The sequence below is a fragment of the Pusillimonas sp. genome (genome assembly GCF_035515275.1).
Classification (GTDB): Bacteria; Pseudomonadota; Gammaproteobacteria; order Burkholderiales; family Burkholderiaceae_B; genus Pusillimonas.
Genome location: NZ_DATJBQ010000121.1, coordinates 18,773 through 29,774, shown reverse-complemented (window position 1 = coordinate 29,774; position 11,002 = coordinate 18,773). Strand labels below are relative to the sequence as shown.

Below are 11,002 nucleotides of genomic sequence, written 5' to 3'. Positions count from 1 at the left end.
TTGGCTTGCAGCTCTTCGAGCATTTGCAGGCAGGCTTCGTTGGCGCCGCCGTGGGCGGGGCCCTACAACCAGGCAACGCCGGCCGCAATGGCTGCGAAGGGGTTGGTGCCGGACGAGCCGCACAGACGCACGGTGGAGGTGGAGGCGTTTTGCTCGTGGTCGGCGTGCAGGATGAAGATGCGATCAAGAGCGCGCTCGACGACTTCGTTGACCTTGTAGTCTTCGCAAGGCGTGGCGAACATCATACGCAGGAAGTTACCGGTGTACGACAGATCGTTCTGCGGGTAGATGTAAGGTTGGCCGATGGAATACTTGTACGACATGGCCACCAGGGTAGGCAGCTTCGCGATCAGTCGAATGGCCGAGATTTCGCGGTGGCGTGCATTGGTGATGTCGGTGGAGTCGTGATAGAACGCCGACATGGCGCCGATAAGACCGGTAAGCACAGCCATGGGGTGGGCGTCACGACGGAAGCCACGCAAGAACATGTGCATCTGTTCGTTGACCATGGTGTGGTTGGTGACCAGCGCGTTGAATTCTTCGCGTTGCGCGGCGTTGGGCAGCTCACCGTTAAGGATCAGGTAGCTGACATCCATGAAGTCGCATTTTTGTGCGAGCTGGTCAATGGGGTAGCCGCGATACAGAAGCTGGCCCTTATCGCCGTCGATATAGGTAATAGCCGACTCGCACGACGCAGTGGCCAGAAAACCGGGATCGTAGGTGAACATGCCGGTTTGGCCATAAAGCTTACGAATATCGATGACATCCGGACCGATCGTTCCCTGGTATACCGGGAATTCGACCGATGCGCTGCCGTCGGACAACGATAGGGTGGCTTTTTTATCTGACAATTGCATCTTTAAATCCTCTAAATATTACAGCTCTCGCATTTGCGCGACCATGCGACGCAACTCTGGAGTGTCGTACTCCCCTTCGAGTTCGCAACGGCCCAGCAATACGTCAAGCAATTCGTTGTCCCCCATCTCGAACAGCTGAGTGAGGGCCTGCACATCGGCATCGGTAAGCTGGTTTTCGAACTGATCAAGGAACTTCGTGATGATCAGATCATTTTCCAACAGACCGCGCCGGGCTCGCCAACGCAAGCGCGGGCGGTCGATTTCCGATTGTTTAGTCATGGGTAAACAGTTTTAAATGCTGCGGCGAACCAGCATCTCTTTGATCTTGCCGATGGCTTTCGCAGGGTTAAGACCCTTGGGACAGACATCGGTGCAGTTCATGATGGTGTGGCAGCGGAAAAGACGGTAAGGATCTTCGAGGTTATCGAGGCGTTCGGCGGTGGCTTCGTCGCGCGTGTCGACAATGAAGCGATACGCCTGCAACAGACCGGCCGGCCCGACGTATTTGTCGGGGTTCCACCAGAACGACGGGCATGCGGTAGAACAGCAGGCGCACAGAATGCATTCGTACAGACCGTCGATTTCTTCGCGCGCCTCGGGAGTTTGCAGACGCTCTTTCTCGGGTGGCGGCTGATCGTTGATCAGGAACGGCTTGATCGAGTGATACTGATTGAAGAAATGGGTCATGTCGACGATAAGGTCGCGCACGACAGGCAAGCCAGGCAACGGACGCAGCACGATGGGCTCGGAGAGCTCGCGCAGGTTGGTGGTGCAGGCCAGGCCGTTCTTGCCATTGATGTTCATGGCATCGGAGCCGCAAACACCCTCGCGACACGACCGGCGCAACGCCAGGCTGTCGTCGACGTCTTGCTTGATACGCACCAGGGCGTCGAGCAGCATTTTGTCGTTGGGGTGCAGCTCGACCTCAAGCTTTTGCATGTAGGGGCGCTCGTCCTTGTCGGGGTCGTAGCGGTAGATCTCGAATTTGACGATACGTTTTTCGCTCATTTCAGTATCCTGCTTAGAAGGTCCGGGGCTTGGGCGGGAAGCTCTCGACGGTAAGTGGCTTCATTTGCACAGGCTTGTAGTCGAGGCGACGGCCTTCGGAGAACCACAAGGTGTGGCGCAGCCAGTTTTCGTCGTCGCGCTCAGGGTGATCGTCGAGCGCATGCGCGCCGCGGCTTTCGGTACGGTTGGCGGCCGACTTGGTGGTGGCCAGGGCGACTTCTTTCATGTTGGCCAGTTCAAGGGCCTCCATGCGGGCCGTGTTCCAGACCTTGGACTTGTCTTTGAAATAGACGTTGTCGCAGCGCTCGGCAATGCGCTCCATGTCGGTGACGCCTTCGTTCAGCAGCTTGAGCGTGCGGAACACACCGCAGTGATTCTGCATGCTGTTGCGCATGGCGTTGTGCACTTCGTAGACGTTTTCGCCCGAAGCACGGGTTTCGAGCTGATTGACGCGATCGAGCGAGTAGTCGATAGACGACTGCGGAATGTTCTGGTGCGCGTGTTGACGCTCGGGGTGCGACTCGACGATGTGGTTGCCTGCGGCGCGGCCGAACACGATAAGGTCGAGCAGCGAGTTGGTGCCCAGGCGATTGGCGCCGTGCACCGACGTTGCCGCGCATTCGCCCACTGCATACAAGCCCTGAACGGGTTTGTCTTCGCCGTTGCGCCAATCCATGACCTGACCGTAAATATTGGTTGGCAGGCCGCCCATTTGGTAGTGAATGGTGGGAATGACCGGAATGGGATCCTTGATGGGGTCCACGTTACCGAACTTGATGGCGATTTCACGAATGGAAGGCAGACGCTTCATGATCGTTTCGGCGCCGATGTGATCCAGCTTGAGCAGGATGTGGTCGCCGTTGGGACCGCAGCCGCGGCCTTCTTTGATTTCCTGGTCCATGGAGCGCGAGACGAAGTCGCGCGGTGCAAGATCCTTAAGCGTGGGCGCGTAGCGCTCCATAAAGCGCTCGCCGTCTTTGTTCAGCAAGATGCCGCCTTCGCCGCGCACGCCTTCGGTGATAAGCACGCCGGCACCCGCCACCCCGGTGGGGTGGAACTGCCAGAACTCCATGTCTTCAAGCGGCAGGCCCGCACGGGCGGCCATGCCCAGACCGTCGCCTGTGTTGATGAAAGCGTTGGTGGACGCGGCCCAGATGCGGCCTGCGCCCCCGGTGGCCAGCACCGTTTGTTTGGCTTCCAGAACGTAGATTTCGCCGGTTTCGAGCTCGAGCGCGGTGACGCCCAGGACGTCGCCCGCTTCGTTACGAAGCAGATCAAGTGCCATCCACTCGACGAAGAACTGGGTGCGGGCGGCAACGTTGCGCTGATACAGGGTGTGCAGCATGGCGTGACCAGTACGGTCGGCTGCGGCACAGGCCCGCTGTACCGGCTTTTCGCCAAAGTTGGCCGTGTGACCACCGAACGGACGCTGGTAAATGGTGCCGTCGGCGTTGCGGTCGAAAGGCATGCCGAAGTGTTCGAGCTCGTAAACGGCGTTAGGCGCTTCGCGGCACATGAACTCGATGGCGTCCTGGTCGCCGAGCCAGTCGGATCCCTTGACGGTATCGTACATATGCCAATACCAATTGTCTTCGCTCATGTTGCCAAGCGCAGCACTGACGCCGCCTTGTGCGGCAACCGTGTGCGAACGCGTGGGAAACACCTTGGACAGCACGGCAACCGACAAGCCGGCTTGCGCCAGTTGCAACGAGCAACGCATGCCGGCTCCACCGGCACCTACGACCACCACATCGAACTGGCGGCGAGGTATGGAATGTTTGACAGCAGCCACGGCTTATAGACTCCAGAGAACTTTAGCGAAATAAACGATAGAACCAACCAGCCACAGCACAGTCAGAACCTGCAGGACGAGACGCAGGCCGGCCGAGGTGACGTAGTCCATCCAGATGTCGCGCACGCCGACCCAGGCGTGCCAGGCAACCGAAAGAAAGGCCAGTGTCGCCAGCAGTTGACCCACGGGCAAGGCGCCCAGATGGAAGGTGAACAGGTGTTGCCAGGCTTCGAAGTTCATTTCAGACGAGAACAGGAAGCCGAAGAACAGGATGAGCGTGTAAACCGCCATGATGACGGCAGTACAGCGCTGCGCGATGAAATCGAGGGTGCCGTAATGCGCCCCTACCACCAGGCGTTTAGTGCCAATACGTTGTTGAGTCGTCATTACCAGGCTCCAAACAGTTTAAGACCAAACACCAGGGTCAGGGCAAGACTGACACCCAGAACAACGCCCGCCGATTTTTTCGACGAAGCCTTGTCCATGCCGATATGCAGATCGAGCAACAAATAACGGATACCCGCACAGAAGTGATGCAGATAGCCCCAAATGAGCACAAGCAACACCAGCTTGCACAAGGGGTTCGAGACCCATTCGCGCATGCCGGCGAAAGATTCCGCGGAAGTGATGCTGGCGGCAAAAAGCGGGATAAGAACCAGCGGCAGACTCAGCACCAAAAGAAAACCGCTTATCCGGTGAAGAATGGAAGCCTTGGCGGCAAGCGGCAGATGGTAGGAAAGTACTAGCAGCTGCCCGAAGTTCAAATTACGGAACTGGGGGCGCGGTTTGGAAGCTGAATCGGACATGACGGCCTCAAGGTTTAAACAAGTAATTTATTGCAAAGCGATACGGAGTATTTTCGCCTATTTGGACGAAGACGATCAAATAAGACTAAACCCCTTTGTTAATTCAAGCTGTTTCTGTAATGAAACCGTTCGGTAAGGTAAAGCCCGCGGCGTACTTCCATGGGGCGGTCGCCGTAGGTATAAGAAACCCGCTCGACCTGCAACAGCGGCGTACCCGGCTCGACTTCAAGCAAACGAGCCGATTCGGCCGTGGCCGCCATGGCGCGGATTTTTTCTTCGGCGCGCACCATGCTTACACCGTACTCAGACTCGAACAAGCCATACAAAGGCCCCCGGTAGCGGGCCAGCGAATCGGCTGTGAGACCGCGAAACGCCCCACCCGGCAACCAGATATCATCGAGTATGGTGGGAACCTGATCAAAAGACAGCAAGCGCCGCAGGTTGACCACCATGTCGGCGGTGCGCAAATCGAGCAGGCGCGCAATATCGACGGGCGCCTTGACCCGCCGGCAGTCGAGGATCTGGCTGCCCGATACCGGCTGCCGGCCGTCGTCGGGGGTAAGACGCAAAAACCGAAAGCGCACCTTGGCTTCGTGGTGAGTCGCCACAAAAGTGCCCTTGCCCTGGCGACGCAGCAGCAGGTTCTCGGCCGCGAGCTCATCAATAGCCTTGCGTACCGTACCCTGGCTGACCTGAAAACGAGCGGCTAGTTCAAGCTCGCTGGGAATGGCTTCGCCCGGCTTCCACTCGCCCCGATCAAGGCTTTGCAGCAACAAACCCTTGATCTGCTGGTACAACGGGCTATAGGCCGCGCTGCCTGCAGCGCGCTCGGTATCGGGCGCGGAGTCGGTGGGTTTATCGGACATGAAAAGCGGTTTTGATTCGAAAGGTTGCGGATAAAACGCCCGCTATTTTCGCACGGTTCGACGTTTATGTCTAACACTCTTCTGTCTTATATAAGATATAAGATTGACGTCTTTTTTGAATTCCTCTAATCTTTCCCGGTTGAATATCGTTTTAAACTAACGACTGCCATAGCAAAGCCCGTTGACGCTAAACGACCAGGGCATCTGGTGTTTAGCGTCAACGGGTTCTTAAACATACCTTCATCATCAACCGGAGATTTTCATGTCCAAACCCGCCATGCGCGTCGCCGTGACCGGCGCCGCCGGCCAAATTGGCTACGCCCTGCTGTTTCGCATTGCATCGGGCGAAATGCTGGGCAAAGACCAGCCCGTCATTTTGCAGTTGCTCGAGATCCCTGACGAAAAGGCCCAAAAGGCGCTAAAGGGCGTCATGATGGAACTGGACGACTGCGCCTTCCCACTGCTGGCAGGCATGACCGCCCACAGCGACCCGCGCGAAGCCTTCAAAGACGCCGACGTAGCCCTGCTGGTCGGCGCGCGTCCTCGTGGCCCGGGCATGGAGCGCAAGGACCTGCTGCAGGTCAACGCCCAGATCTTCACGGCGCAAGGCAAGGCGCTTAACGACGTCGCCAGCCGCAACGTCAAGGTTCTGGTGGTGGGCAACCCTGCCAACACCAATGCCTATATTGCCATGAAGTCAGCCCCTGACCTTCCGGCCAAGAACTTTACCGCCATGCTGCGCCTGGACCACAACCGCGCCCTGACCCAACTGGCATCCAAGTCGGGCAAGCGCGTTGCCGATATCGAAAAGCTCATTGTCTGGGGCAACCATTCGCCCACCATGTACCCCGATATCCGTTTTGCCACAGTCGAAGGCAAGAGCCTGGCCAAGCTCATCAACGACGACGCCTGGAACCGCGACACATTCATTCCTACCGTGGGCAAGCGCGGCGCCGCCATCATTGAAGCGCGCGGCCTGTCGTCTGCCGCCTCGGCAGCCAACGCCGCCATTGATCATGTACGCGACTGGGTGCTGGGCAGCAACGGCAAATGGGTCACCATGGGCGTGCCGTCCGACGGTTCCTACGGCATTCCCGAAGGTATCATCTACGGCGTTCCCGTTACCACCTCCAACGGCGAGTACACTCGTGTAGAAGGTCTGGAAATCGACACTTTCTCGCGCGAGCGCATGGATCACACGCTGAACGAACTGCTCGAAGAACGCGACGGCGTCAAGGATCTGCTGGGCTGATTCCGGCGGCAGCCACCGTTTGCAAGGGCCGCAAATCGCCGGCCCAAAAGGCTCCGCAACGTCAGCGCTGCGGAGCCTTTTTTACTTCCTCATTGCCGGCGCCCCGTCGCAGAAGGAAACCAAAACATGGCTTACACGCCTCAGTTAAAAATACCCGCCATATATATGCGGGGCGGCACCAGCAAAGGGGTGTTTTTTCACCTCGAGGACCTGCCTCGCGCTGCACAACAACCCGGCCCGGCTCGCGACGCCCTGCTGCTGCGGGTTATAGGCAGCCCCGACCCCTATGGCAAGCACACCGACGGCATGGGCGGCGCTACCTCCAGCACCAGCAAGGTCGTTATTTTGTCGCGCAGCAAACAGCCCGGACACGACGTGGATTACCTGTTCGGCCAGGTGTCCATCGACCAGCCCTTCGTCGACTGGAGCGGCAACTGCGGCAACCTGTCCTCTGCGGTCGGGCCATGCGCCATAGCCATGGGGTTGATCGATTCAGCCCGATTGCCCAACGACGGCACCGCCACTGTCAGGATCTGGCAGGCCAACATCAGCAAGACAATTGTTTCGCACGTGCCCATCGCCCAGGGCAACGTTCAGGAAACCGGTGACTTCGAGCTGGACGGCGTGGCCTTTCCCGCTGCAGAAATCCAGCTTGAATTTCTTGACCCGGCCGACGACCAAGACGGCGCAGCTTTGTTTCCCACAGGGAATCTGGTGGACGAGCTTGATGTTCCCGGCGTGGGCCGCTTCCCGGCCACCCTGATCAATGCCGGTATTGCCACCGTGTTTCTTGAGGCCTCGGCCTTGGGTTATTCAGGCACTGAACTACAAGGCGACATCAACGAAAACCCGGGAGCCCTGGCCAGATTCGAAGCCATACGGGCGCACGGCGCCTTGCGCATGGGCCTGATTTCGGACATAGCCCAAGCCGCTCAGCGCCAGCACACACCAAAGATCGCCTTTGTGGCCCCGCCGGCGCGTTACATTAGTTCTAGCGGCAAACAAGTGGACGCTTCTGAAATCGACCTGCTGGTGCGCGCCCTATCGATGGGCAAACTGCACCATGCCATGATGGGCACCGCGGCCGTCGCCATTGCCACCGCCGCGGCCGTTCCGGGCACTTTGGTCAACCTGGCCGCTGGTGGAGGCCGGCTGCAAACAGTACGCTTCGGCCATCCCTCGGGTGTGCTGCGTGTGGGGGCCGACGCCGAACAGCTGGCCGACGGCCAATGGGCTGTGACCAAGGCCATCATGAGCCGCAGTGCCCGCGTGCTGATGGAAGGCTGGGTTCGCGTGCCACACCACAGCTGTTGATATTTCAATAACCGGAGTCTTTGATGACACGAGCCATACAACACAATGAGAACCGTGACCGCTTCGAATGGACTGAAGAGGGTTTCCTGTCGGTGCTCGACTACGAACTGCGCAACCAAATCATGACGATCACGCACACGGGGGTTCCGGAATCCGTGGGCGGGCGGGGCATTGCAGCTGACCTGACCCGAAGTGCACTGGATACGGCGCGCCAGCGAGGCTGGAAAGTGCGGCCGGTGTGTTCTTACTCGGCGGCTTATATCAAGCGGCACCCCGAGTATCAGGATCTGGTGCTGTAGACGTCCACCGTCGGGAGGCTCAGGCATGCCGCCAAAGAAATAACGGATAACCACGCCACTATTTCTGGCCCAGTCTTATATAAGATATAAGACATAAGACATTTGCCTAAACCCCTGCCAGCCCTTACAATTAGCACAACCCCAACCGTTCAATTTCCCGATAAAAGAGTACGTTAATGCTGCAAACATACCGCCAACACGTTGCCGAACGCGCCGCGTTGGGCATTCCCCCTCTGCCGCTGTCGGCCCAACAAACCGCCGACCTTATCGAGCTGCTTAAAAACCCGCCCGCCGGCGAAGAAAGCTTCCTGCTTGAGCTGATTACGCATCGCGTGCCCGCCGGCGTCGACGACGCTGCCAAGGTCAAAGCGTCGTATCTGGCGGCGGTCGCATTCGGCAAAGAAGCCTGCCCCCTTATCGATCGTAAAAAAGCGACCGAATTGCTGGGCACCATGCTGGGCGGTTACAACGTGGCGCCCCTTATCGAACTGCTCGATGACGCCGAACTGGGCGGCGCCGCAGCCGAAGCCCTTAAAAACACCCTGCTGGTGTTTGACGCCTTCCACGACATCCAGGAAAAAGCCGAAAAAGGCAACGCCAATGCCCAAGCGGTAATGCAAAGCTGGGCCGATGGCGAATGGTTTACCAGCCGCCCCGAAGTACCCCAGAGCATGACCATTACCGTGTTCAAGGTGCCCGGCGAAACCAACACCGACGACCTGTCACCCGCACCTGACGCCACGACGCGGCCCGATATCCCCCTGCACGCCCTGGCCATGCTCAAGAACCGCCGTGACGGCGCCCCCTTCGAGCCTGAAGAAGACGGCAAACGCGGGCCTGTAGAGTTCATTCAAAGCCTCAAAGAAAAAGGCCATCTCATCGCTTATGTGGGCGACGTCGTGGGCACTGGCTCTTCGCGTAAATCGGCCACCAATTCAGTGCTTTGGTTTACCGGCGAAGACATTCCATTCGTGCCCAACAAGCGCTTCGGCGGCGTCTGCCTGGGAAGCAAGATCGCCCCTATCTTCTACAACACCATGGAAGACGCCGGCGCGCTTCCCATCGAGCTCGACGTCTCGCAAATGAACATGGGCGACGTCATCGAGCTGCGCCCCTACGAAGGCAAAGCCCTTAAAAACGGCCAGGTCATCGCCGAGTTCGAACTCAAGTCCGACGTCCTGTTCGACGAAGAACGCGCCGGCGGCCGTATTCCGCTGATCATCGGCCGCGGCCTTACCGCCAAGGCGCGCGAAGCACTGGGCCTGCCCCCCTCGACCCTGTTCCGCCTGCCCAAAAACCCTGCCGATACCGGCAAAGGCTACACGCTGGCCCAGAAAATGGTCGGTCGCGCCTGCGGTCTGCCCGAAGGCCAGGGCGTGCGCCCCGGTACCTACTGCGAACCCAAGATGACCTCTGTGGGCAGCCAGGACACCACCGGCCCCATGACCCGCGACGAACTCAAAGACCTGGCTTGCCTGGGCTTTTCGGCCGATCTGGTCATGCAGTCGTTCTGTCATACGGCAGCCTACCCCAAGCCGGTCGACGTCAAGACCCATCACACCCTGCCCGAGTTCATCAGTACGCGCGGCGGCATCTCGCTGCGTCCCGGCGACGGCGTGATTCATAGCTGGCTCAACCGCATGCTGCTGCCCGACACCGTCGGTACCGGCGGCGATTCGCACACCCGCTTCCCCATCGGCATCTCGTTTCCCGCAGGCTCGGGCCTGGTGGCTTTTGCCGCGGCTACCGGCGTCATGCCACTGGACATGCCCGAATCGGTTCTGGTGCGCTTCAAGGGCAAGATGCAGCCCGGGGTTACCCTGCGCGATCTGGTCAACGCCATTCCGCTGTATGCCATCAAGCAGGGCCTGCTTACCGTCGACAAACAAGGCAAGAAAAACGTCTTCTCGGGCCGCATCCTCGAAATCGAAGGCCTGCCCGAGCTTAAAGTCGAGCAAGCGTTCGAACTCTCCGACGCCTCGGCCGAACGCTCGGCTGCCGGTTGCTCGGTGCGCCTCAACAAAGAGCCCATCATCGAGTACATCAACAGCAACATCGTGATGCTCAAGTGGATGATCGCCAACGGCTACGAAGACGAACGCTCACTGGCTCGCCGCATCAAGGCCATGGAAGCCTGGCTGGCCGACCCCAAACTGCTCGAGCCTGATGCCGACGCCGAATACGCCGCCGTCATTGATATTGACCTGGCCGATATTCACGAGCCCATCGTCGCCTGCCCCAACGACCCGGACGACGTAAAAACGCTTTCGGACGTTGCCGGCGCGACGATCGACGAAGTCTTCATCGGTAGCTGCATGACCAACATCGGACACTTCCGCGCGGCATCCAAGCTGCTGGAAGGCAAGCGCGACATTCCGGTAAAACTCTGGGTGGCTCCGCCCACCAAAATGGACGCCCAGCAACTGACCGAAGAAGGCCACTACGGCGTCTTCGGCACTGCAGGCGCTCGCACCGAGATGCCGGGTTGCTCGCTGTGCATGGGTAACCAGGCTCAGGTACGCGAAGGTGCCACGGTTATGTCGACCAGCACGCGTAACTTCCCGAACCGCTTGGGCAAGAACACCAACGTATACCTGGGTTCTGCCGAACTGGCCGCCATTTGTTCGCGTCTTGGCCGCATTCCGACCAAAGAAGAGTACATGGCCGACATGGGCGTTATTAACGAAAGCGGCGACGAAGTCTATCGCTACCTCAACTTCGACCAGATCGAAGAGTACAAAGAAATAGCCGATTCGGTCGGCATCTAAGCCTTGCCGTAGCGCGGCAAATTCAGTCCCCCGCCCGGTT

Annotated in this window: 10 protein-coding genes and 1 pseudogene; 4 read left to right on the top strand and 7 right to left on the bottom strand. The window is 58.9% G+C overall.

What is annotated here, in order from left to right; translation table 11 throughout:
- The 7 genes and pseudogenes from gltA to VL003_RS08905 form a co-directional block, all read right to left on the bottom strand.
- A pseudogene (gltA, locus tag VL003_RS08935) lies at window positions 1-857 on the bottom strand (citrate synthase); the annotation flags it as partial.
- Window positions 858-875: 18 nt separating this feature from the next.
- Window positions 876-1,136, bottom strand: coding sequence for an FAD assembly factor SdhE (locus VL003_RS08930; RefSeq protein ID WP_325441658.1), 261 nt, complete (start codon window positions 1,134-1,136; stop codon window positions 876-878).
- 12 nt (window positions 1,137-1,148) lie between these two features.
- Window positions 1,149-1,865 (bottom strand): succinate dehydrogenase iron-sulfur subunit, encoded by a 717-nt coding sequence (locus VL003_RS08925; RefSeq protein WP_325441656.1) that lies wholly within the window; start codon window positions 1,863-1,865, stop codon window positions 1,149-1,151.
- Window positions 1,866-1,878: 13 nt separating this feature from the next.
- Complete coding sequence (gene sdhA / locus VL003_RS08920; protein WP_325441654.1) at window positions 1,879-3,657, bottom strand: succinate dehydrogenase flavoprotein subunit; 1,779 nt, start codon at window positions 3,655-3,657, stop codon at window positions 1,879-1,881.
- 3 nt (window positions 3,658-3,660) lie between these two features.
- Window positions 3,661-4,044, bottom strand: coding sequence for a succinate dehydrogenase, hydrophobic membrane anchor protein (sdhD, locus tag VL003_RS08915; RefSeq protein ID WP_325441652.1), 384 nt, complete (start codon window positions 4,042-4,044; stop codon window positions 3,661-3,663).
- Window positions 4,044-4,463 carry a succinate dehydrogenase, cytochrome b556 subunit gene (sdhC, locus tag VL003_RS08910; RefSeq protein ID WP_325441650.1) on the bottom strand — a complete coding sequence of 140 codons (420 nt, stop codon included), beginning with the start codon at window positions 4,461-4,463 and terminating at the stop codon, window positions 4,044-4,046. Before sdhC ends, sdhD begins: the two co-directional genes overlap by 1 nt.
- 98 nt (window positions 4,464-4,561) lie before the next feature.
- Entirely contained in the window at window positions 4,562-5,329 is a 768-nt protein-coding gene (locus tag VL003_RS08905; protein ID WP_325441648.1) for a GntR family transcriptional regulator, read from the bottom strand.
- A 262-nt stretch (window positions 5,330-5,591) separates the two neighbouring features.
- On the opposite strand from VL003_RS08905, the gene VL003_RS08900 reads away from it, so the two are divergent.
- From VL003_RS08900 to acnB, 4 genes are all read left to right on the top strand, one after another.
- Complete coding sequence (locus VL003_RS08900; RefSeq protein ID WP_325441646.1) at window positions 5,592-6,581, top strand: malate dehydrogenase; 990 nt, start codon at window positions 5,592-5,594, stop codon at window positions 6,579-6,581.
- 126 nt (window positions 6,582-6,707) lie between these two features.
- On the top strand, window positions 6,708-7,895 hold the full coding sequence (prpF, locus tag VL003_RS08895; protein WP_325441644.1) for a 2-methylaconitate cis-trans isomerase PrpF: 1,188 nt from the start codon (window positions 6,708-6,710) through the stop codon (window positions 7,893-7,895).
- Between the two features lie 23 nt (window positions 7,896-7,918).
- Window positions 7,919-8,194, top strand: a complete 276-nt coding sequence (locus VL003_RS08890; protein WP_325441642.1) for a GNAT family N-acetyltransferase — start codon at window positions 7,919-7,921, stop codon at window positions 8,192-8,194.
- Between the two features lie 176 nt (window positions 8,195-8,370).
- The gene (gene acnB, locus VL003_RS08885; RefSeq protein ID WP_325441640.1) at window positions 8,371-10,962 is read left to right on the top strand and encodes a bifunctional aconitate hydratase 2/2-methylisocitrate dehydratase; all 2,592 of its coding nucleotides are present in this window, start codon (window positions 8,371-8,373) and stop codon (window positions 10,960-10,962) included.
- Window positions 10,963-11,002 lie beyond the last annotated feature (40 nt).

What these genes read in the sequence shown, in the direction of transcription:
- VL003_RS08925 (WP_325441656.1), bottom strand. Translation starts at nt 1,865, where the DNA reads ATGAGCGAAAAACGTATCGTCAAATTCGAGATCTACCGCTACGACCCC.
- acnB (WP_325441640.1), top strand. Translation starts at nt 8,371, where the DNA reads ATGCTGCAAACATACCGCCAACACGTTGCCGAACGCGCCGCGTTGGGC.
- prpF (WP_325441644.1), top strand. Translation starts at nt 6,708, where the DNA reads ATGGCTTACACGCCTCAGTTAAAAATACCCGCCATATATATGCGGGGC.
- sdhD (WP_325441652.1), bottom strand. Translation starts at nt 4,044, where the DNA reads ATGACGACTCAACAACGTATTGGCACTAAACGCCTGGTGGTAGGGGCG.
- VL003_RS08905 (WP_325441648.1), bottom strand. Translation starts at nt 5,329, where the DNA reads ATGTCCGATAAACCCACCGACTCCGCGCCCGATACCGAGCGCGCTGCA.
- VL003_RS08930 (WP_325441658.1), bottom strand. Translation starts at nt 1,136, where the DNA reads ATGACTAAACAATCGGAAATCGACCGCCCGCGCTTGCGTTGGCGAGCC.
- VL003_RS08890 (WP_325441642.1), top strand. Translation starts at nt 7,919, where the DNA reads ATGACACGAGCCATACAACACAATGAGAACCGTGACCGCTTCGAATGG.
- sdhC (WP_325441650.1), bottom strand. Translation starts at nt 4,463, where the DNA reads ATGTCCGATTCAGCTTCCAAACCGCGCCCCCAGTTCCGTAATTTGAAC.
- VL003_RS08900 (WP_325441646.1), top strand. Translation starts at nt 5,592, where the DNA reads ATGTCCAAACCCGCCATGCGCGTCGCCGTGACCGGCGCCGCCGGCCAA.